At 71.3% G+C, this 21449-nt stretch carries 18 protein-coding genes, 1 tRNA gene and 1 pseudogene; 9 read left to right on the top strand and 11 right to left on the bottom strand.

Annotated elements, in window-relative coordinates; translation table 11 throughout:
• Positions 1–63 precede the first annotated feature (63 nt).
• The 6 genes from tatA to QE416_RS12390 all read right to left on the bottom strand — a co-directional run bounded on the left by tatA (position 64) and on the right by QE416_RS12390 (position 5127).
• Complete coding sequence (gene tatA, locus QE416_RS12415) at positions 64–315, bottom strand: Sec-independent protein translocase subunit TatA (RefSeq protein WP_094733007.1); 252 nt, start codon at positions 313–315, stop codon at positions 64–66.
• An 88-nt stretch (positions 316–403) separates the two neighbouring features.
• On the bottom strand, positions 404–1378 hold the full coding sequence (locus QE416_RS12410; protein WP_267787393.1) for a WYL domain-containing protein: 975 nt from the start codon (positions 1376–1378) through the stop codon (positions 404–406).
• Positions 1375–2367, bottom strand: coding sequence for a YafY family protein (locus tag QE416_RS12405; RefSeq protein ID WP_267787394.1), 993 nt, complete (start codon positions 2365–2367; stop codon positions 1375–1377). Before QE416_RS12405 ends, QE416_RS12410 begins: the two co-directional genes overlap by 4 nt.
• Positions 2368–2455: 88 nt before the next feature.
• On the bottom strand, positions 2456–3403 hold the full coding sequence (locus QE416_RS12400; RefSeq protein WP_307316630.1) for an FKBP-type peptidyl-prolyl cis-trans isomerase: 948 nt from the start codon (positions 3401–3403) through the stop codon (positions 2456–2458).
• Between the two features lie 9 nt (positions 3404–3412).
• Positions 3413–4432: a tRNA (adenine-N1)-methyltransferase gene (locus QE416_RS12395; protein ID WP_267787396.1), complete on the bottom strand. Its 1020-nt coding sequence runs from the start codon at positions 4430–4432 to the stop codon at positions 3413–3415.
• Positions 4429–5127 carry an HAD family phosphatase gene (locus QE416_RS12390; protein ID WP_210075265.1) on the bottom strand — a complete coding sequence of 233 codons (699 nt, stop codon included), beginning with the start codon at positions 5125–5127 and terminating at the stop codon, positions 4429–4431. The genes QE416_RS12395 and QE416_RS12390 overlap by 4 nt, the downstream gene beginning before the upstream one ends.
• 128 nt (positions 5128–5255) lie before the next feature.
• On the opposite strand from QE416_RS12390, the gene QE416_RS12385 reads away from it, so the two are divergent.
• Complete coding sequence (locus tag QE416_RS12385; protein ID WP_307316625.1) at positions 5256–6122, top strand: PAC2 family protein; 867 nt, start codon at positions 5256–5258, stop codon at positions 6120–6122.
• Positions 6123–6222: 100 nt separating this feature from the next.
• Here QE416_RS12385 and QE416_RS12380 read toward each other — a convergent pair whose 3' ends face one another.
• Positions 6223–7068 carry an undecaprenyl-diphosphate phosphatase gene (locus tag QE416_RS12380; RefSeq protein ID WP_210075269.1) on the bottom strand — a complete coding sequence of 282 codons (846 nt, stop codon included), beginning with the start codon at positions 7066–7068 and terminating at the stop codon, positions 6223–6225.
• An 8-nt stretch (positions 7069–7076) separates the two neighbouring features.
• Positions 7077–8378 carry a M20/M25/M40 family metallo-hydrolase gene (locus tag QE416_RS12375; protein WP_307316620.1) on the bottom strand — a complete coding sequence of 434 codons (1302 nt, stop codon included), beginning with the start codon at positions 8376–8378 and terminating at the stop codon, positions 7077–7079.
• Between the two features lie 142 nt (positions 8379–8520).
• Between QE416_RS12375 and QE416_RS12370 the strand changes: the two genes are divergently transcribed.
• The 7 genes and pseudogenes from QE416_RS12370 (at position 8521) to QE416_RS12340 (ending at position 13388) form a co-directional block, all read left to right on the top strand.
• A tRNA-Leu gene (locus tag QE416_RS12370) sits at positions 8521–8606 on the top strand.
• A gap of 212 nt (positions 8607–8818) precedes the next feature.
• Positions 8819–9316 (top strand): annotated as a pseudogene (locus QE416_RS16515) (metal ABC transporter substrate-binding protein); the annotation flags it as partial.
• Positions 9225–9764, top strand: coding sequence for a metal ABC transporter solute-binding protein, Zn/Mn family (locus QE416_RS16510; protein ID WP_373458884.1), 540 nt, complete (start codon positions 9225–9227; stop codon positions 9762–9764). The pseudogene QE416_RS16515 and the gene QE416_RS16510, both read left to right, overlap by 92 nt.
• Positions 9761–10549, top strand: coding sequence for a metal ABC transporter ATP-binding protein (locus QE416_RS12355; RefSeq protein ID WP_307316613.1), 789 nt, complete (start codon positions 9761–9763; stop codon positions 10547–10549). Before QE416_RS16510 ends, QE416_RS12355 begins: the two co-directional genes overlap by 4 nt.
• A gap of 5 nt (positions 10550–10554) precedes the next feature.
• Entirely contained in the window at positions 10555–11415 is an 861-nt protein-coding gene (locus QE416_RS12350) for a metal ABC transporter permease (RefSeq protein WP_307317946.1), read from the top strand.
• Positions 11415–12227 (top strand): metal ABC transporter permease, encoded by an 813-nt coding sequence (locus QE416_RS12345; protein WP_307317944.1) that lies wholly within the window; start codon positions 11415–11417, stop codon positions 12225–12227. Before QE416_RS12350 ends, QE416_RS12345 begins: the two co-directional genes overlap by 1 nt.
• Positions 12228–12341: 114 nt before the next feature.
• Entirely contained in the window at positions 12342–13388 is a 1047-nt protein-coding gene (locus QE416_RS12340) for an isopenicillin N synthase family oxygenase (RefSeq protein ID WP_307316612.1), read from the top strand.
• A 67-nt stretch (positions 13389–13455) separates the two neighbouring features.
• On the opposite strand, the gene QE416_RS12335 is transcribed toward QE416_RS12340, so the two are convergent.
• Complete coding sequence (locus QE416_RS12335) at positions 13456–14535, bottom strand: VIT1/CCC1 family protein (RefSeq protein WP_307316610.1); 1080 nt, start codon at positions 14533–14535, stop codon at positions 13456–13458.
• Between the two features lie 319 nt (positions 14536–14854).
• A complete protein-coding gene (locus QE416_RS12330) occupies positions 14855–17050 on the bottom strand; it encodes a DEAD/DEAH box helicase family protein (protein ID WP_307316608.1) in 2196 nt (731 codons plus the stop codon).
• 283 nt (positions 17051–17333) lie between these two features.
• Between QE416_RS12330 and QE416_RS12325 the strand changes: the two genes are divergently transcribed.
• A complete protein-coding gene (locus tag QE416_RS12325) occupies positions 17334–18194 on the top strand; it encodes an SGNH/GDSL hydrolase family protein (RefSeq protein ID WP_307316607.1) in 861 nt (286 codons plus the stop codon).
• Between the two features lie 80 nt (positions 18195–18274).
• On the opposite strand, the gene QE416_RS12320 is transcribed toward QE416_RS12325, so the two are convergent.
• Positions 18275–21415: an amino acid adenylation domain-containing protein gene (locus QE416_RS12320; RefSeq protein WP_307316604.1), complete on the bottom strand. Its 3141-nt coding sequence runs from the start codon at positions 21413–21415 to the stop codon at positions 18275–18277.
• Between the last annotated feature and the right edge of the window lie 34 nt (positions 21416–21449).

Genomic DNA, 21449 nt, shown 5'->3' with positions numbered 1-21449 from the left:
GCGCTTGTCGCGCCGCGGCCCTTCGGGCACGTCGATCCGCGGCGGTCCTGCCGTCGCCACGGGTTAGACGGTGGGGTCGGTCGACCTGCGCGGCTCGGGAGCGACGGTCGGCGTAGTGCCGACGTCGGTGGCGCGCGGGGCTTCGGATGCGGCAGCGACCTCGTCGTCGCGCTTCATCTCCTTCATCTCACTCTTGAACACTCGTGCCGACTGACCCATGCTCTTCGCGAGAGCGGGGAGCTTGGCGGCACCGAACAGAAGAAGGATGACAGCGAGAACGATCAACAGGTGCCATCCGGTCAAACCCTGGAACATGGGGACTCCTCGTCTCGTTCGGGCGGTGCTTCAGTCTAACCCGGGCGCTGGGAGCGTGCTCCGCCGCGCGGGAACCCGGCGGAATCGGTCAGGATTCGGGCGTGTACTGCGCGAGTCCGGCAGCCGCCCAGGCAGCGGCCGCGCGCCGCGCCCCCGCGGGCTCCAGCAACTCGACCTCTCCCCCACGACGCGCCGCGAGCCGCTTGAGGCTCTGCTCATCCGCCAGCCGGAGGGAGGCGACGGCCAGAGCATCGTCTGCTCCCTCGATCTCGGCGCGCTCGAGGTAGTCGGACAACAGGGGCGCCACCGCTCGGGGGAAGCGGAAGCGTGCGACGACCTCGTCATCGGTGGGTGCGAAGAGCTCGGGCACCGGGTCGGCGCCGTGCACGGCCGCGATGTCGGTGACGCACGCGTCGCTGACGCGGTCGAGATGGAAGGTGCGTACGGCCTGTCGCAGGTGATCCCAGCCCTGCAGGTACCACTGCCCGTTCGCGATGTGCACCTTGATCGGGTCGACCGTTCGGGTGATGGGGTCGGCACCGGGGGCGTGATAGGTGAAGGTCACGGCGACGCGCGAGCGCAGGGCCTCGTCGACCACGTCGCGCACGCCGTCGACGGGACCCGGGGCGACGATGACGGCGGCCGGAGCGGTCGCGGCGCCCCGCGCGAGCTTCGACAGGAGCTCGGTGACGAGCTCGCTATCCCCGAAGCCCGGCAGACTCCGCGCCAGCTGAAGGCCTGCCAGCAGCGCCGCCGCCTCACGTGCGGTCAGGCGCGGAGATCGCTCCAGACCCACGGTGTTCGTGATGGCGATCACATCGTCGCGATCCAGCAGATCCCAGTCGATGTCGAACAGGTCGTGGGGAAGCTGCCAGTACCCCCGCTCGCCGGGCAGACCGATCACGGTCAGACGCTCGACCATCGCGCGCATCTGGTCGGGGGCGACCTCGAACTCCGCCGCGGCCTCGGCGACCGAGACCTCGCCCTTGCCCAGGAGGTAGGGGACGAGCTGCAGCAGGAGCGCGGCGCGGTCGAGAGCGGCGACGGGACGGTCGGTGCTCACGCGGCACCCCCGTGGAGAGCGAGCGTCGCCTCGAGCCGGCGGATGACCTCGGAGCGCAGGTCCGCGGGCTCGACGACGCGCACCTCGGGGCCGTACGAGGCGAGCTCGTCGGCGAAGACGTGCAGGTCCACGTACGGGACGTAGATGCCCTGGGGCGCCGCTTGGGCGCGGCGGTCGAGCCGCAGCGCCGCCTCGGTGCCGGGGTGCACTTCCAGCAGAGCGCGTTGACGGGCGGCGACGGCGCGCAGGCCGTCGAGCGCGCGCTCCCCCGCGCCCTCGCGCTGTTCGGCGGGGAAGCTCTTGCGCGTGGCCGCCACCTCGCCGACGATCCGCGAGAGAAGGAAGGTGCGATCCGCGTCGACGTTGAGGTCGTAGCCGTAGACATGCCACCGTGCCTCGTACTCGACGAGCGCGAGGGGCTGCACGCGTCGCTCTCGCGGCCGTGCTTCTCCGGGTCGAAGGTAGGCGAAGGTCACGACACGGCATTGCTCGATCGCCCGCTGGAGGGCGGCGAACGAGGCGTCGCGCACGCGGATGCGCGGGGCATAGCCGATGATCGGCTCGTCGACGGGGATGCCGAGGGCCCGGATCTTGCGCAGTCCGCTGCGCGCGTCGGCGGACAGCGACTCGCTCCCCCAGACGCCCCCCGCGATGTTCAGCAATGCGACCTCGGCGGGGCTGAACGTGATGTCCTCGGGAAGCGCGTACTCGGCGGTCGGCACGCGGTAGCGCGCTTCGCGAAGGTCGTCGGGGTCCGCGCGATTGCCGATCGTCTCGATCGGCACGCCGAGGCCGCGCAGGCTCTCTTTGTCGCGCTCGAACATTTTCTCGAGTGCGTCTTTCGACGCGCCCGCTTCGAGCTGTTCGCGGTAGCCGGCCACTGACGACAAGATGGTGTCCTTCGTCAGCCCCTGCTCGGTCGCCATGAGGGCGACGACGAGGTTCACCAGACGTTCCTCGGGAGCGCTGCGGGACACGGTGGCGGGCACCCGCCCATCCTAGGCGTCGAGCGCGGAGCGGGTGCAGAACAGTGCGTTCCGCGACCGCCCGAGAGAACCCCGGGTCAGCGGATGCCGATCAGCTGACGGTCCCGAGTACGTCGATGACGTAGACGAGAGCCGCATTGGCGGGAGCCTTGAGGATCTGCTGATCCTGCGCGGTCTGATCGGCCGGGACGACGACGAGCACCTGCGAACCGACGGTCTGTCCCTCAAGTGCCGAGGCGAGGGCCGGCGGCAACTGCGACACGGTCGCCTGCCCGGGCGCGCCGTTCTTCCACGTCGAGGCGAAGGTGGTGGTCGCGCCCCACGCGACGCCCTGGACGTGGATGACGACCGACGAGTCGGCGGCCAGCACGTCGCCGTCGCCCTTCTTGATGGTCTGCGAACGCACCTGCGTGGGCGCGTCACCGGCGGGCATGACCACACCGGGAGTGCCGTCGGGAGCCCGCACGACCGAGGGCATGCCCGAGTCGGCGTTGTACTGGTCGGCGCCGTCGGCCGCGGGGAGGAAGACCTTGCGCACATCGAAGACGAAGACCGCGCCGTCGCCCTCGTTGACGCCGAGAGCCTGAGCACCCTGGGTACCCAGCTCGGAGCCGGGGATGGCCACGGCGACGCGCGACCCCTCGGCCACGCAGTGCAGCAACGGCGCGATCGCGGGGATCGCCTGCGTCAGGCGCGGCAGGGGCGTCGCCGACTTCACGTCGGCGGCGTAGGTCGTCGCGACCAGCTGCGAGCCGGTGGCGGCGTCGAACACCGTCACGTCGACGAGCGAGAGCTGGTCGTCGCTCGTGATGCGCTGCCCGTCGCCCTGGATGAGCGTCTGCGTACCGGCGGTCTCGGGGATGAAGGGCGAGCGCACCGACACGGTGGGCGCGGTGCCGAAGTCGCCGCTGGCCTCGACCACCGAGGCGATCGCACTGTCGGTGGGCGTCGGGCACGACGAAGAGGCGGATGCCGAGCATCCGACGAGGCCGAATCCGGCCAGGGCGGTCACGGCCACGAGAGCGGGGAGTCTACGCACCGGAACAGTTTAGGCGGTCGAGCCGGGCTCCTCCGACGAGGCGCCCGCGACGGACTGCCGGACCCCCTCGGCGGACTTCTGCGCCTCGCGCACACGCTTGCGGAGATTCTTGTCGGTGATCTGACGATCCCCCACGGCCCCGGGGGTCCACAGCTCCACGTCTTCGTCGCCGTAGCTCGACTTCGACGCTCGGCGCTTGACCTCGGGAGGAATCGCGCCGGGCGCCAGGCGGCGCGCGGTGATGAGGAAGCCCGTGTGCGCCACCATACGGTGGTCGGGGCGGACCGCGAGGCCCTCGACGTGCCACCCGCGGACCATGGTCTCGCTGGCATCCGGCTCGGTGAACAGCCCGGTCGCGCGGATGTACTCGGCCACGCGGCTGAGCTGGGTGGCGGTGGCGATGTAGCAGAGCACGACACCGCCCGGGGTCAGGGCGTCGGCCGCGGCGTCGATGCACTCCCACGGCGCGAGCATGTCGAGCACGATGCGGTCGACGGAGGCGGGGGCCACGGCATCCGGAAGGCTCTCGACCAGATCGCCGACGACGACCTCCCAGGTCGCGGGCAGCTCGCCGTGGAACGTCTCGACGTTGGCGCGGGCGACCTCGGCGAACTCCTCACGGCGCTCGAACGAGAGCAGCCGACCCGCCGGGCCGATCGCGCGCAGCAGCCACAGCGACAACGCACCCGACCCGACGCCGGCTTCGACGACGGTGGCGCCGGGGAAGATGTCGGCCTGCGCGAGGATCTGCGCGGCGTCCTTCGGGTAGACGATCGCGGCGCCGCGCGGCATGGACATGACGAAGTCGCGCAGCAGGGGGCGGACGGCCAGGTACTCGTGGCCGGAGCTGTTGGTCACCACGCTGCCGTCGGGCTGGCCGACGAGGAGCTCGTGCTTGAGCACGCCGTTGTGGGTGTGCAGCTCGCCTGCCTCGCGCAGGGTGATCGTGTGCATCCGCCCCTTGGGGCCGGTCAGCTGCACCCGGTCGCCGACCCGGAAGGGGCCGCTCAGGTGGGGGGTCTCGCTCATCGGGTGGCTCGTGTCTCTTCGGCGTGGGTCGGGGTGTGTGCGGCGTGGAGCGCCCGCAGGTGGGAGGTCGTGCGCCCCTCGAGGCTCGGCCACAGCGCGTGGGCGCCGACCCCCTCGAGCGGCACCATCAGCGGCACGCCGAGGGCGACGGCTCCGCTGGCGATCGCGGAGCGCAGTCCGTTCGGGGAGTCCTCGATCGCGACGGTGTCACCGATGTGGACGCCGAGGGCCGCGGCGGCCTGGAGATAGGGGTCGGGGTAGGGCTTGGGACGCTCGACGTCGTCGCCGGCCACCACGAGGTCGAATGCCGGGAAGTCGATGAGGTCGACCACCGACAGCGCCATGCGACGCATCGACATCGTCACCAGCGCCGTCTTGACGCCCTCGGAACGCAGGTCGGCGAGCAGCTCGCGAGCGCCCGGGCGGAACGGCACGCCGGTCACGGCGAGCTGTCGCTGCACCTCGTCGGTGAGGTACGAGATGATCTCGTCGACACCCCACGGCACGCCCGCGTTCTGGAGCAACCGCGCGGAGTCCTCGAGAGCGAGACCGACCATGCCGAGAGCCTGCTCGTGCGACCACGTGCCACCGAACCGCTCCACGAGCGGGGTCTCCGCGGCCATCCAGTACGGCTCGGTGTCGACGAGCGTGCCGTCCATGTCCCAGAGGACGGCGGCGGGAGCGGGGGAAGTCATCGTTCCATCCTATTGAGAGCGCGACTCCCGCCCGTCCGGCCCGCTGGGCCCGGCGTGGGCGGGACCGGCTCGGTCCGTGCGGGTGCGCCTATCCTGGAAGCCAGCCCCGACGGGGCAGAGGAGGTTGCGTGGACGCACTGGGTCGCCGGATCATCGTCGCCGCGTTCGACGGGTGGAACGATGCCGGAGAAGCCGCGTCGGCGGCAGCGGCGATGCTGCGAGCCGACGTCGAGTACGAGGTCGTCCACACGGTCGACCCCGAACTGTACTTCGACTACCAGTACACGCGCCCGCAGGTCGGATTGGACGCCGAGGGGCGTCGCACCCTGAGCTGGCCCGAGGCCACGCTGCTGCGTCCCGTCGAACGCTCCGACGACGCCGAGATCTGGCTCCTCGTGGGCGTCGAGCCCGCCCGCGCCTGGCAGGCGTTCGCCGCCGAGTTCATCGACGTCGCCCTGCGCGAGGACGTCTCGGGCTTCGTCGCGCTCGGCTCGATGATGTCCGATGTACCCCACACGCGCCCCATCTCGGTGTTCGCCGGCAGCGACAACGAGGCCGTGCGCCAGTGCCTGTCGCTCGAGCGGAGCCTGTACGAGGGGCCGGTCGGCATCCTGAGCGCCATCGGTCACGTCTCGGAGACCGTGGGCATCCCGACCGCGAGCCTGTGGGCGAGCGTGCCGCACTACGTCGCCGGGCACACGCCCTCGCCCAAGGCCACCCTGGCCCTGCTCGAGAAGCTCGAGTCGATCACGGGCATCGCCGTTCCGCGGGGAGACCTCGAAAACGAGTCGCGCCTGTGGGAGGCGTCGATCGATGCGGCTGCGGCCGACGACGAGGAGATGAGCGAGTACATCCGCCAGCTCGAGCAGACGCGTGACACGTGGGACTCCCCCGAGGCGTCCGGAGACGCCATCGCCCAGGAGTTCGAGCGCTACCTGCGCCGCGGCGGCGAAGGCCCCACCAAGCCCGGCCGCGACGACCCGCCCCGCCGCTGAGCACGAGTCGGTCGCCGATCGCGCGACGCACTCTCGCCCTCATCCGACATGACGAAGGCGCCGCCCCCGAGCGGGACGGCGCCTTCGCGGCATCCGGGACTCAGCCGGTGATGGCGGAGTACGCCGGCAGCACACCGAGCGTCAGCAGCACCATGATCAGCACGCCGAGAGCGACGCGATAGATCACGAACGGCAGGAAGCTGCCGCGCTTGAGGTACTGCATGAGGAAGGCGATCACGAGGTAGCCGACGACGAACGCGATGACGGTCGCCAGCGCGGTCTCACCCAGGGTGTACGGGCCGGTGCCCTCGTCGAAGCTCTTGTACAACTCGAAGAACCCGCTGGCGAAGACCGCCGGCACCGCGAGGAGGAACGAGTACTCCGCGGCGGCGGTGCGCTTGTAGCCGAGGGCGCGGCCGAGGGTCGTGGTCGCCCCCGAGCGAGAGACGCCGGGGACGAGAGCGAGGGCCTGCGCGACACCGAACGCGATACCGTGCGGGTAGGTCAGGTCGTCGAGCTCGCGACGACGCTTTCCGTAGTGGTCGGCGAGACCGAGCAGGATGCCGAAGACGATGAGCACCACCGCGGTGATCCACAGGCTCCGGAAGTTGTCGCGGATGAGACTCTGCAACAGCACGCCGAGCAGCGCGATCGGCAGCGTGCCGATGATGACCAACCAGCCCATGCGGGCGTCGGGGTCGGTGCGGGGCACCTTGCCGGTGAGCGAGCCGAACCATCGAGAGATGACCCGGACGATCTTCTTGCGGAAGTAGATGAGCACCGCGAGCTCGGTGCCGATCTGGGTGATGGCGGTGAACGTCGCGCCGGGGTCGGTCTTCGACGGGAGGAACTCCCCCACGATGCGCAGGTGGGCACTCGAGGAGATGGGGAGGAACTCGGTGAGGCCCTGGACGAGCCCGAGGACGATGACCTCGAAGATATGCATGCGGTCCTTCAGTACGTGCGGATGAGGTCGGCGAGGACTCGCTGACCGAACTGGAGCGCGTCGACGGGGACGCGCTCGTCGACCCCGTGGAACATCCCGGTGAAGTCGAGATTGGCGGGAAGGCGCAGCGGTGCGAATCCGTAACCGGCGATGCCGAGGCCGGCGAGGGCCTTGTTGTCGGTGCCGCCGCCCATGAGATACGGCACGACCGGCACGCCGGGATCGTGCCGACCGAGCTGTGCGATCATCGCGTCGACGATGTCCCCCGAGAAGGGCACCTCGAGGCCGATGTCCTGGTGGACGATCTCGATCTCGACGTCGGGTCCGACGATCCGGCGGATGTCGGCGAGAGCCGCGTCTTCGGTACCGGGGAGCACGCGCACGTCGATGAGCGCTTCGGCACGGTCGGGGATGACGTTGTGCTTGTAGCCGGCGGTGAGGCCGGTCGGATTCGTCGTCGTGCGCAGGGTGGAACGGATGAAGCTGGATGCCGCGCCGGTGCGCAGGGCGAGAGCGTCGGGGTCGCCCGCGTCGTCGCCGGTGATCTCGGCCAGGCCCTCGAGCAACTGCCTGGTGGTGTCGGTGAGGCGGATCGGCCACTCGGTGCGGCCGAGGGCCGCGACGGCCTCGGCGAGCCTCGTCACGGCGTTGTCGGGGTGCAGGCCGCTGCCGTGGCCCGCGCGACCGCGCGCGACGAGCTTGATCCAGACGAGGGCCTTCTCGCCGACCTGGAGCAGGTACGCGCGGCGGTCGCCCACCGCGATCGAGTATCCGCCCACCTCGCTGATGGCCTCGGTCGCGCCGGCGAACCACTCGGGACGGTTCTTCACCACGAGTGCCGAGCCCTCGACGCCGCCGTTCTCCTCGTCGGCGAAGAAGGTCACGATGATGTCGCGTTCGGGCTGCTCCCCCGCGCGCAGCACGTCGGCGACGGCGGTGAGGATCATGGCATCCATGTCCTTCATGTCGACGGCACCGCGCCCCCAGAGCACGCCGTCGCGGATCTCGCCCGCGAAGGGGTCGACGCTCCAGTCGGCTGCGACCGCCGGCACCACGTCGAGGTGGCCGTGCAGGATCAGGGCGGGCTTGTGGGGGTTGCGTCCGGGAATGCGGGCGCAGACGTTCGTGCGACGCGCGATGGGCTCGTAGTACTCGACCGGGAGGCCGAGGGCCTCGAGGTATGCGCCGACGTACTCGGCCGCTTCGCGCTCGCCCTCGGCACGGCCTCCGCCGTAGTTCGAGGTATCGAACCGGATCAGGTCGCGCGCGACGCGGGCGACCTCGGGGACGTCGGTTTCGAGCTCGGGCATGCGCACTACGGTACCGGGGGCGAGCATGCTCCCCCGCCCCCGCGTCGCCGTGAGACGCGCCCGGGGGGCGGCATCGATTCGAGGCGGCGTCGGGAGCATGGTAATGTCGTTCTTCGTTGCGAAAGCAGCAAATCACCCAGATGCGCGGGTGGCGGAATAGGTAGACGCGCTAGCTTGAGGTGCTAGTGCCCTTTAACGGGCGTGGGGGTTCAAGTCCCCCCTCGCGCACAACACAGAAGGCCCCGGATTCGTCCGGGGCCTTCGTGGTTTTCCGGCATCCCGGTTCCCGAGTGCCCTGGGCGCGCGCCTCGGAGCTCGCGCGCGATCCATACAGCGAACCAATAGCCGTCGCCTTTTCACGGCATAGCCTCCCTCCCTACGGTGCCTCGTGATAACGGTTCTCATTCCCTGGAACCGATCGCCGAAGGGACCCGACCTCCATGAAAACCACGCGCACCGTCGTCACCGCCGCCGCTTCCGTCTCTCTGCTGACACTCGTTCTCGCCGGGTGCGCCACCGGCGCGTCGGCGCCGACTCCCGACGCCACGGCCGACTCCGGCCCGAAGGTCGCCGTGGTCGCCGCCGAGAACGAGTACGCCGACGTCGTGCAGCAGATCGGGGGTGACCGGGTCGATGTGTCGGCGATCCTCAGCGACCCCAACACCGATCCGCACACGTTCGAGGCGAGCGCGAGCGTGGCGAAGGAGATCGCCGGGGCGCAGCTCATCGTGCAGAACGGCCTCGGATACGACGATTTCATGTCCGATCTCGAGAAGGCCTCCCCCGACAGCAGCCGCTCGGTGATCGTGGCGCAGGACGTGCTCGGCCTGCCCGACAGCACCGACAATCCGCACCTCTGGTACGACCCGAAGACGATGCCCGCGGTCGCCACCGCCGTGGCCGACAAGCTCAGCGAGCTCGATCCGGCGAGCGCCGACGCATTCCACGCGAACCTCGCCACCTTCATCGCCTCGCTGTCCGGACTGGACCGACGCGCTCTCGAGCTTCGCCCGGAACCACCCCCGGACGCCCGTCGCGGTGACCGAGCCCGTCGCGGATTACATGCTCGAGGCCGCGGATGCCGACGTCAAGACGCCCTGGAACCTGCAGGCCGCGATCATGAACGACACGGACCCGTCGGCGCAGGACACCGCGACGCAGGACGCCCTGTTCACCGGCAAGCAGGTGAAGGTGTTCCTCTACAACCAGCAGGTCACCGACGACACGACCGACAAATACCTCCAGCTCGCCAAGGACAACGGCATCCCGGTCGTGGGCGTGTACGAGACGATGCCGGCGAACTACCACTACCAGGACTGGATGCTGGCCGAGGTGAAGGCGCTCGAGACGGCCGTCACCCAGGGCACCTCCACCGAGCACCTGTGAGCGAGGCGCCTCCGCTCCGGGATCCCGACGTCGTCCTTCGGGCGCGCGGGATCTCGGTGCGCTTCGCGGGCACGGCGGTGCTCGACGACGTCGACCTCGACGTGCCGGCGGGAGCGATCGTCGGTCTCATCGGAGCGAACGGTGCGGGCAAGACCACGCTGCTGCGCGTGCTGCTCGGCATCCTGCGGCCCCAGGAGGGACAGATCCAGCGTCCGACTCGACGCGCGGGGGTCGGGTACGTCCCGCAGAAGATCGCTCTCGACCCGCAGGCGCCCCTGCGCGCTCGCGATGTCGTGATGCTGGGTCTCGACGGGGCGCGGCTCGGCATCCCTCTGGGTCGCCGTCGCCTGCGCGGTGCGGTCGAGGACGCTCTGGCGCAGGTGGGCGCATCGGGTCTCGCCGACGCTCGGGTGGGCGAGCTCTCGGGCGGACAGCAGCAGAGGGTCCTCCTCGCGCACGCGATCGTGAGCCGGCCGGCCCTGCTCCTTCTGGACGAGCCGCTCGCGAGCCTTGACCCGGTCAGCGCGCGAGACGTGGTCGCCCTCCTGGACGACCTGCGACGGCACTCGAATGTGTCGATCGTCGTCACGGCGCACGACCTGACCCTGCTGCTCCCTGTGCTCGACCGCGTCGCCTACCTCGCGGGCGGGCGGGCGGCGGTGGGGACTCCTGCCGAGGTCGTGCGCGACGACGTGCTGAGCGCGTTGTACCGCGCCCCGATGCGGGTGATCGAGACGGCGGGGCGCACCTTCGTCGTCGCCGACGACGGCGGGACCCCCTCGTGAGCGCGATGCTCTCGGCGTTCTTCGCGAGCTCTACGGTGCAGACGGCCCTCGTGGTCGGAACCCTCGTCGCGGTGGTGTCGAGCGTCGTCGGGATGTTCGCGATCACGCGCGGTCAATCCTTCGCCGGTCATGCGCTCGCCGATCTGGGGGCGGTCGGAGGGTCGGGGGCATTCCTTCTCGGCGTGAGTCAGCTGTGGGGGTTCGTCGTGGCCGGGGTGATCTCGGCCGTCGCGATGGAGGCGATCGGCACCCGGCGGCTGGAAGGGCGCGATGTGGCCACCGGCGTCGTCTTCGGGGCGGGTACGGGGCTGACCGCTCTGTTCCTCACCCTCGACACCCTCATCGGCGGGTCGAGCAACGCCGCGATCTCGGTCCTCTTCGGCTCGCTGTTCTCGATCGACACGCGCCTGGTGCCCGTCATCGTCGCCCTGGGCGGCCTCGCTCTCGCCATCGTCGCCGCGATCTGGCGGTGGGTGACCCTCGAGACCCTCGACCACGATCTGGCCACCGCGCGCGGAGTCCCCTCGCGAACGGCGAGCACGCTCTTCCTCGTCGCCCTCGCCCTGGCCGTGCAGTTGTCGTCCCTGTCGATCGGGGCGATCCTCTCGACCGCGCTGTTGATCGGACCCGCCGCGACCGCGCTGCTGTTCACGCGGCGTCTCGGCACGGCGGCGTTGCTCGCCGCGGTCATCGCGGTGGTCGAGGTGTGGCTCGGGTGCCTGGTGGCGTTTGCGAGCTTCGACTGGTTCGGGGGCAGCAGCTGGCCCGTCAGCTTCACGATCGTCGCCGCGGTGTTCCTCACCTATGTCGGGGCGCGTTCCGTCCGGGCCCTGCGCCCGCCCGTGCGTCGGACGGCGGCGGCGTGATGTTCGCGCCGTACCTCATGACCGCCTGGGCGGGAGGGACGATCGTGGCGGTGGTCGCCGGGGTCGTCGGCTTCTTCGTCGTGCTGCGCGGCAACGCCTTCTTCGCACACGCGGTGCCGCATGGCGCGTTCGCCGGCGCCGCGGGGGCCGTCCTCATCGGAGTCAATCCGCTGCTCGGCCTCGGCGTCTTCGCCGCGGGCGGGGCCGTGGGGATCGTGATCCTCGGCCGCCGCGCACGGCACGACGTCGTCACGGCCCTCACCCTCGTGACGATGCTCGCCCTCGGCGCCCTGTTTCTCAGCCGCTCCCGCGAGTACTCGGCGCAGGTGTTCACCCTGTTGTTCGGCCAGATCCTCGGGGTGTCCCCCGATCAGCTGACCACGATGGGCCTGCTCGCGGTCGGCTGTCTCGCCCTCGTCGCGCTCATCGCGCGGCCGCTGCTGTTGGCATCCGTCTCGCCGTCCCTCGCCGCCGCACGCGGAATACCCGTCACGGGAGTAAACCTGGTCTTCGCTCTCGTGATCGCCGCGGCGACGACGGTGAGCGTGCCGATGGTGGGCGCCTTGCTGATGTTCGCTCTGCTCATCGGCCCCCCGGCCGCGGCGCAGGTGCTCGCGCGGACGCCCGGCCGCGGGATAGCCCTCTCGGTCGCCCTCACGCTCGGCACGGTGTGGGCGTCGATCGCGCTGGCCGTGACGACCGACCTCCCAATCGGTTTCTTCGCCACGGCGATCGGGGCGCTGCTGTACGCGGGGTCCCGGGCGACGGCACGCGGGCGCCGGCGTCGGCGGCATGCATTCCGGATGCCGTGACCCGGCGTCGGGATCGTCGACGACGCCCCCGTGCCGCCGGGTGTTTCCGCACCGTCGCGCCGTGCGTGACGGTGCGGAAAAACCCGCGTGACATCGGCCGCCTAGCGTCGGGTCATGCCCGCGTTCTCTGTGCCGATGATCGACATCTCCGCCTGGGTGGGCCCCGGCTCCCCCGATGCTCGAGCCGCGGTGGTCGCCGCGGTCGACCACGCGTGTCGCACCGTGGGCTTCATGCAGGTGGTGGGTCATGGCATCCCGGATGCCGTGATCTCGGAGCTCACGGAGGGTCTCGACGAATTCTTCGCCCTGCCGTTGGAGGCCAAGAAGGCCTACGTGCGGCCCGCGGCCGAGAATCGCGGGTACAGCCCGCCCAAGAGCGAGTCCCTGAGCTACAGCCTCGGCGTCGATCCGGTGACGCGGATGAACGACTTCTTCGAGGCGTTCAACGTGGGGACCTCGGCCGCCGAGTACTCGGGCAGCACGGCGACCGCGGAGGACTACGCGGAGAACACCTGGCCCGCCGAGACGCGCGTCTTCGAGCCGGCCGTCCGCGATTACTACGGAGAGGCGCGGCGTGTCGCACAGACTCTGACGCGGATCTTCGCGGCGGCACTTCGGGTGCCCGACGACTTCTTCGACGACGTCACCGATCACTCCATCGACGTGCTGCGCATGAACAACTACGCCCTCCCGCCGGGCTCGATCGAGCTCGGAGCGGAGTTGACCGGCATGGGTGAGCACACCGACTTCGGTCTCGTCACCGTGCTCTGGGCGGACCAGGTCGCGGGACTCCAGGTTCTCGGCCAGGACGGCTCGTGGAACGACGTCTCGCCGGCCCGGGGCGCCCTGCTCGTCAACCTGGGTGATGTCGCGGCCCGCCTGACGAACGACCGGTGGATGTCGACCCTGCATCGGGTGAAGCCGCCGGTCATCGACGGCACGATCGAACGTCGACGCTCGGCGGCGTTCTTTCACGACGGCAACGCGGATGCCGTGATCGCCCCGCTGCCCCACTTCGTCTCGGCCGAGGCCCCGGCGCTGTACGAGCCGGTGACGGTGCGCGAGCACATCGCCGCCAAGCTCGCCGGCTCGCGGGCGGGCCGCAAGAACCTCGGCGCAGCGCGCGAGGCCGCGCGGGTGACGGCGGCGAGCCGGGGCTGATCGCGAACGACGACCGGCCCGGCCGGGCCCCCACCGGCGCTGCCCGAGGGCAGCGCCTCTCGCCGCGTCAGCCCGCCGACACGCCGAACAGCAGACCCAGCACGTAGGTGACAGCGGCCGCGCCGAAACCGATCGCGAGCTGGCGGAGTCCGCGCTTGATCGGCGAGGCGCCCGAGAGCAGACCGACCATGGCGCCGGTGCCGATCAGCGCGATTCCGACGAGGCCCAGGGCGAGTGCCACGGCCGGGAAGCCGGCCATGCCGAAGATCCACGGCAGCACCGGGATGATCGCGCCCGAGGCGAAGAACAGGAAGCTCGAAAGGGCCGCTCCCCAGGCGCTTCCGACGACCTCGTGCGACGACTCGCCCGGGGCGGCTGCGGCGGGTGCGCTCCCGGCCTGCGCGGCGGTGACGACCTCGCGGGCCTTGTCGAGAGCGGCGTCGGGGTCCATTCCGCGCGTGCGGTAGACGAGCGCGAGCTCGTTGGCATCCAGGTCGAGATGGGGAAGAGCGGAGTCGGCGAAGTCACTCTCCTCGGTGGCTTTGAGAAGCTCGCGCTGCGACCGCACCGAGACGAACTCCCCCGCGCCCATCGACAGGGCGCCGGCGAGCAGGCCCGCGATGCCGCTGAAGAGCACGAAGCTGGGGGCCACCCCGGTCGCCCCGACGCCCATCACCAGGGCGAGGTTCGACACGAGGCCGTCGTTCGCGCCGAAGACGGCGGCGCGGAAGGTCCCCGAGAGGCGTCGGCGCCCGCGGGCGGCCAGACCGCGGACGACTTCGTGGTGCACGCGTTCGTCGGCGGCCATCGCGGGGGTCGCGTAGGGCTCGTCGGCGTAGGGCGAGCGGGCCTCGGCGTTCTGGGCGAGGGCGAGGACGAAGATCGAGCCGAAGCGGCGGGCCATCCACGTCAAGAGGCGGGTGCCGATGCCCGGTGCGGGCAGGCGCTTGGGCGCTTCGCCGAGGAGATCGACCCAGTGCTGCTCGTGGCGGCCCTCGGCCTCGGCGAGGGCGAGCAGGATGTCGCGTTCCTCTCCGGTGCGGCGCGAGGCGAGCTCGCGGTACACGCGCGCCTCGGCGCGTTCGTCGACGAGATAACACGCCCAGCGGCGGCGATCGCGGGCGGTGGGTGTGGCGGGGGTCGTCACGGGTGCTCCTTCGGGTCGTCCCCCACCGTAGTGAGGGCGATTCACGCCCTCGGGCGCGTCGGCCCACACTGACAGCATTTCGGCCCCCCGAAGCCCGGAAAGACGCGGATGCCGAGTGCTCGGTGCCAGCATTTCGGGGTCGCGAAAAGCGGGGTCGCGATGGCGCGGCCGGGCGACGGAGGCGGTGGCCAGGCGCACCGCTCGGGCGGGGGCGTCGGGACCGCGGTGGCCTCGAAACCACGCCTCGCTGACTCGTCGGTTGCAGCTCGTCGCCGGCGCGTCGGCGAGATGCCCTCTCGCGACGGAGAACGCGCCCGGGTCAGGAGTGCACGCGCTTGCGCAGAAGATCGATGCGCGCCTGCAGCTGCGCGACCGTCGCGTGCGAGACCGCGGGGCCCCCGCAGATGCGGCGGAGCTCGGCGTGCACCAGGCCGTGCGGCTCGCCGCTCTGGCGGGCGTAGAGACCGACCATCGTGTTGAGCAGCTGGCGCTGCTCTTTGAGGGTGCGGTGGAGGGGCGCCGGGAGCCCGCCGTCGTCGACCGAGGGCGGCTCGACACCGCTCTCCTTCTCGGTCGCCTCGCGGGTGGAGCGGTGGCGTGACTGCCGCGTGGCGCGCGACATGAGCACCTCGTGCACCTGTTCGGGTTCGAGAAGACCCGGGATGCCGAGGAACTCCTCCTCCTCGATGGTTCCGGGAACCGCGAGCTGACCGAACTCCTGCCCGTCGAACATCACGCGATCGAAGTGCGCGAGGGATCCGAGCGCCTGGTACTCGAATTCCTGCTCGAGCGCGTCGGAGGCTTTGTCCTCGCGCTCGGCGGCATCCATCATGTCTTCTTCGGCGTTCCACTGGTCTTCCGCGTCGCTGTCGCGATCGAGGGCGTGCTCGCGCTGCGCCTCCATCTCGCCGGCGAGAGCGAGCAGCTGCGGGACGTTGGGAAGGAACACGCTCGCGGTCTCACCGCGACGGCGCGCACGGACGAAACGCCCGATGGCCTGCGCGAAGAACAGCGGAGTCGAAGCGCTGGTGGCGTACACGCCGACGGCGAGGCGCGGGACGTCGACCCCCTCGGACACCATGCGGACGGCGACCATCCAGCGGCTCGTGCCCTTCGAGAACGTCTCGATCCGCCCCGAGGCCTCGGCTTCGTCCGAGAGGACAATGGTGACCTTCTCGCCGCTGATGTCTTCGAGGATGGCGGCGTAGGCGCGTGCGGCGGTCTGGTCGGTCGCGATGACCAGGCCCCCGGCATCCGGGACCGTCTCGCGCACCTCGGTGAGGCGCCGATCCGCGGATCGGAGGACCGCGGGGATCCAATCGCCGTTCGGATCGAGCGCGGTGCGCCAGGCCTGCGAGGTGATGTCCTTGGTGTTGTCCTGCCCGAGCTGGGCCTCCATCTCTTCGCCGGCCTTCGTGCGCCAACGCATCTGCCCCGCGTAGACGAGGAAGAAGACGGGCCGCACGACGCCGTCCTCGAGAGCGCGCCGGTACCCGTAGGCGTAGTCGGTGCGTGAGAGGCGGATGCCCTTCGCGTTCGGGTGGTACTCCACGAACGGAATGGGCGCGGTGTCGCTGCGGAACGGCGTTCCCGACAGCAGCAGTCGGCGAGTCGCGCGGTTGTAGGCCTCGCGCAGGGCGTCGCCCCAGCTCAGCGCATCTCCACCGTGATGCACCTCGTCGAGGATGACGAGGGTTCTGGCATCCATCGTCAGACGCTGATGCACCTCGGCCTTCACCGCGACCTGGGCGTAGGTGACCGCGACGCCGTGATACTGCCGCGAGGGCGTGGCGTGACGGTTCGAGAAGAACGGATCGAGACGGATGCCGACACGCGCGGCCGCCTCGGCCCACTGGGTCTTGAGGTGCTCGGTGGGGGCCACGACGACGATGCGGTCGACGACGCGGCGACGCATGAGCTCGGAGGCGAGGCGCAGGGCGAAGGTCGTCTTACCGGCGCCGGGGGTGGCCGCGGCGAGGAAATCGCGCGGGCCCTTGCCCTCGCCGTCGGGTCCGTCGAGGCCGAAGTAGAGGTCGAGCGCCTCGGCCTGCCAGGCGCGCAGGCGCTGCGCCGTTCCCCAGGGGGCGCGCTGCGGGAACGAGGGCGACAGGTGCTCGGCGGCGAACGAGCCGAAGTGGGGTTCGACGCCGTCGGCCGTCGCGGCGTCGAGAGGCAACGGCGCCTCGCCGGGGAGGGGGTGGTCGGCGACGGGCGCGGTGGCGTGGGTGGGGGCGGCGGGGGCGTCCGCGGAGGCGGGCGCGGCGGAGCTGACGGCCGCGGGGCTGGGGCTGGCGACCGGGCGGGGACTGGCCGCGGGGCCCGGACTCGCGATGGGACCCGGGGACGCCACGCGCCCAGGACTCGCGATCGGACCCTGAGACGCCGCGGGACCCGGACTCGCGATCGGACCCGGGGACGCCACGGGGCCGGGGCTGGCGATGCGCGTCGAGGGCACGGCATCCGGGTCTGCGGGGGTGTGCGGGAGGTTCGGGGTGCGGGCTTCTTCTTCCAGCATCGAACCTCCGTCCCGTGTGTGCGCGAACATCCACGATAGGCGAAGCGGATCGGTCGTGGCGGCGGCCGGTGAGTCGTTCCGCCGTCTCACCGTCGATAAACGCTCTCCGCACGCAGAAACGCTCTCTCCGCGCGTTTTCGCGCGGACATCGCGTTTATGCGTCGAGGACACGGCACGTCGGGCGTGTCTGCCATCGGGGCGTCTCGACGAGTGGCGGGGCAGGCCGCACCGGAGCCTGGAGCGATGTCGGAGGCCGGGGTTAGCCTGGGGGTCGGAGGTTTCGATGACACTCGATCCGCACTCGCCCCGCACCTCGCCCTCGCCCGACAACCCCGGTCCGCACCCCTGGCGCCGGTACGTCGCCCTGGGCGATTCGTTCACCGAAGGCATCGGCGACCCGCTGCCCGACGGCGGCCATCGGGGGTGGGCCGACCGCGTCGCCGAGGTCCTCGCCTCGGCGGTCGACGACTTCGCCTACGCCAACCTCGCCGTGCGCGGCAAGCTCATCGGGCAGATCGTGGCCGACCAGATCGAGCCCGCGCTCGCGCTCAAGCCCGACCTCATCACGTTCTCGGCGGGCGGCAACGACGTCATCCGTCCCGGGACCGATCCGGATGCCGTGGCCCAGCAGTTCGAAGATGCCGTCATCCGCCTGCGTCGCGACAACGCCACCGTCGTCGTGTTCACCGGCATCGATACCGAGTTCACGCCCGTGTTCCGCGGCATTCGCGGCAAGGTCGCGATCTACAACGAGAACATCCGCGCGATCGCCGACGCCCACGACTGCGTCGTCGCCGACCAGTGGGGACTGAAAGAGGTGCAGGACATGCGCTTCTTCGACGACGACCGGCTTCACTACAACGCTCTCGGCCACCACGAGGTGGCGCGCATGGTGCTGCGGGCGTTGAACGTGCCCAACGACCTGCAGCCGATGCAGCCCGAGGCCCTGAACGCCACCACGTGGCGTGCCGCGCGCGAGAAAGACCTCGTGTGGGCGCGGTCGTACCTCGTGCCGTGGGTGCTGCGGCGTCTGCGGCATCAGTCGTCGGGCGACCACATCCAGGCCAAGCGTCCCGAGCCGCTGCCCGTCATCACGCTGGCGCCGGGGCGGGATGCCACGGCCTCGGGCGAGACGCGGGTCTGACCGCCGTGTCGGTCGAGGCCCTCGTCCCCGGAGTCCGCGCACGCGTATGAGCCGCCCCGCGACCCACCCCCGCCGCCCGCTCACGCGAACGCCGGGGCGCCCTCCACCGCCCCCGCGAGCTCTGCGAGCGTGCGGTGACTCAGCACGTCGGCGATCGTCACGGAGACCCCGCGCGCGGCGAGGGCGTGGGTGAACGAGACGAGGTCGATGCTGTCCATTCCGGCGTCGAGGAGGTCGTCGTCGCGGTCGACCGGGTGACCGAGCACGGCCTCGGCGGCCTCAGCGAGAACGGCCTCCGCGAGAGCCACCTCCGCGAGATCGGCGCGCGCAGAGGTGGTCTCAGCGAGAACGCCCCCCGCAGAGACGACGACGGCGGGCTCCAGCGCCTGCAGCGCGCGCGCGTCGAGCTTGCCGTTCGGCGTCAGCGGCAGCGCCTCGACCAGTACCGCGTCGGCGGGGACCATGTACCCCGGCAGCACCGCGGCGAGCTGCGTGCGGAAGGAGGCGGCATCCATGAATCGGGGGAAGGGACCCGGCTCGTCGGTGACGAGGAAGGCCCGCAGCACGGTCCCGCGCCCGCGGGGCCGCGGGAGCACCGCGGCCTCGCGCACCCCGCCGAGGCTGCGCACTGCCGTCGCGACCTCGCCGAGTTCGATGCGGTGACCGCGGATCTTGACCTGGTCGTCGGAGCGGCCGAGGTACGCGAGTCGTCCGTCGGGTCGCACGCGGACCAGGTCGGCGGTGCGGTACATGCGTCCGCCGTGCCGGAAGGGGTCGGCGACGAACCGCTCGGCGGTGAGGGCTGCGCGCGCCGCGTACCCGCGCGCGAGCTGCGGGCCGGCGAGGTAGAGCTCGCCGACGGCTCCCACGGGTGTGGGCCGCAGCCGCCGGTCGAGGACGTACGCGCGCATCCCGGCGACCGGTCGACCCAGCACGACCTCGTCGGTCTCGCTCATCACCGCCGACACGGCGTCGACGGTCGTCTCGGTGGGTCCGTAGAAGTTCATCGCGCGCACCGGCGAATCCCCCAGCGTGCGCCACGCCTCGACACCGACCGCCTCTCCCCCGAGTCCCAGCACGCGCAAGCGCTCGTGCACCGGGCTGTCGGCCGGCAGGCACCCGAAAAGCGTGGGCGACAGCTCGATCATCGTGATGCCGCGGCCCAGGATCTCGGCCTCGAGGCTGACCGGATCGCGCATCGTGTCGGCGTCGAGCAGCTCCACCCGGTGTCCCGAGAACAGGGCCAGCAATGGCTGCCACGACGCGTCGAACCCGAACGACCACGCGTGCCCGACGGTGAGCGACCCCGGTGCGGCGCCGGAGTACGCACGCTCGGCGTGGTCGGCGTGGAGGGCCACGATGCCGCGGTGCGTGGCGACGACGCCCTTGGGCTCCCCCGTCGACCCGGAGGTGAAGATCATGTACAGCGCGTCGTCGGGGTGCACGTCGACGACGGGCGGGGCGGCGTCCGCGGGCTCGACCTTCGGCACGTCGTGCCACGGCGAGACGCCGATCACCGCTCGAGGGCCGGACAGGCGGCGGATCGCGTCGAGGCGACCGGCGGGTAGCGTCGGGTCGAGGTACACCGCGCACGCACCGGCCCGGGCGATGCCGAACAGCGCCTCGACCACCTCGATCGAGCGCGGCAGGGCGATGCCGACCACGTCTCCCCCGCCGATCCCCGCGGCGGCGAGTCCGGCGGCGAGGCGGGCCGCGCGATCGTCGAGCTCGCGGTAGGTCCAGGCGCGGGTGCCGTCGGCGAGGGCGATGGCGTCGGGGCCGGAGGCCACGGCCTCGGCGAACAGGTCGGGAACGGTGCGGCGGTCTTCGAGCGGGGCGCCCCGGTCGTCCGCCGCGCTCGGGTCGCGGCGAGAGGCGGCGGCATCCATCCCCGCGGTGAGATCGCTGTCGCGCTCGACTCCACGCGCGTCGCCGGCCAGCCGCGCCCACGCCGCGCGGTCCACGTCCCGTTCGGCCCGGATGCCGTCGACCGGCGCGGCGGGTCGGGCGATGATCTCGTCCAGCGCGGCCTGCCACAGATCGGCGAGCCCCGACGCGGAGTGCCCGACGAGTTGCTCGGCGCGCACCTCGACATCGACGACGAACCGACCCTCGATCACCGCGGGGGCGACGACGAGCGGGTAGTGCGTGAGGCTGTGCGCTTCGGCGTGGCGGACAGCGGCATCCGGAGCGAAACCGGTGCCGTCGTGACGCGAGACGGGCGCGTTCTGGAAGACGAGCAGGGTGTCGAAGAGCGACCCGGCGCCGGCGGTGCGGGCGATCGCGCGCAGCCCGGGGTGGGCGTGTGCGACGTCGAGGGCGAAGTCGTGCTGCAGCCGCTCGAGCACGGCGGCCACGGGAGCGTCGTCGAGGCCGATACGCACCGGCACGGTCGTGATGAACAGCCCCACCATGCTCTCGCTGCCGACGAGCTCGGGGTCGCGGCCCGACACGGTGGTGCCGAAGACGACGTCGTCGCGGTCGGTCAGGCGCGACAGCATCACGGCGGTGGCGAGCTGGGCGAGCGTGTTCAGGGTCACGTCGTGGCTGCGGGCGAACGACAGGAGGCGATCGGTGTCGGATGCCGACCACCCCCGCCGCTCGATCGTGGCGGCGCCGAAGCGGCCGTCGCCGGGCTCGGTCGCACGGTCGGCCAGCTGCAACGGGACGAAGCCGGCGCCGAGACGCGCGCGCCAGTGGTCGAGCGCTGCGGTCATGTCTTTCTGCTGCAGGTGGAGCACCTGATCGCGGAAGGGGCGCACCGCGGGGAGCGCGGCGTCTGCGTAGGCACGCTGGATCTCGTCGATCACGATGCCGAACGACCACCCGTCGAGTGCGATGTGGTGCCCGGTGAGCACGACCTCGTCGCCCGCGTCGGCATGGACGAGGGTCACGCGCAGCAGCGGACCGGTGCGCACGTCGAACCCGCGCCCGCGTTCCTCGTCGGCGATCGTCACGCCGTCGCCGGAGCGTTCTTCGACGGGGATCGTCCCCCGCGCGGGAATGACGTGGACCGGGTGCGGCAGTCCCTCGTCGACGAAGCGCCCGAGCACGACCGGGTGACGCGCAGCGACCGTGTCGACGGCGGAGCGCAAGCGAGCGGCATCCACTCGCCCGTCGAGTTCGAGACGCACCTGGATGACGTACGCGTCGTCGGTCTCGGCGGCCAGGGCCAGCAGCCCGCGCTGCAGCGGGGTGGCCTGAAGGACGTCGGCGATCATCGGCAATCTCCTGTCGAGGCGGGACGCGGGGCAC

The sequence above is a fragment of the Microbacterium sp. SORGH_AS_0421 genome (assembly GCF_030818635.1).
Taxonomy (GTDB): domain Bacteria; phylum Actinomycetota; class Actinomycetes; order Actinomycetales; family Microbacteriaceae; genus Microbacterium.
The sequence above is the reverse complement of the archived record's forward strand: the minus strand, read 5'-3'. Positions and strand labels throughout refer to the sequence as shown.